Here is a 261-nt window from a genome sequence, read left to right on the forward strand (position 1 = left end):
CTTTTACTGTTTCAAGGATATAATATAAGTTATTTTTTTCACCAGTTAACGCTGCTTTTATATCTTCCGGGAATGGAAGTTTATCAACCAGCAAGTCCATTGGCTTGTCTAAAATAGCATCGAGCAGTGAAAAAAGCCCCGTTAAAAATGCTTCACCTTGAACCTGCTTAGCAACTTTAGCGGCTATTAATTCACAAAACCGTGCGCGAATAACGCACATCTGCATGAGCTCTATAGGCTTAGAGCGTGCTGTATGGGCAG

The 261-nt window shown here is 40.6% G+C and carries 1 pseudogene; it reads right to left on the reverse strand.

Going from position 1 to position 261, the window contains the following annotated elements:
* A pseudogene (locus AAEY62_RS23115) lies at positions 1-261 on the reverse strand (EAL and HDOD domain-containing protein); the annotation flags it as partial.

The sequence above is a fragment of the Pseudoalteromonas sp. GW168-MNA-CIBAN-0100 genome, assembly GCF_040309225.1.
In the GTDB taxonomy this organism is placed as follows: Bacteria; Pseudomonadota; Gammaproteobacteria; order Enterobacterales; family Alteromonadaceae; genus Pseudoalteromonas; species Pseudoalteromonas arctica.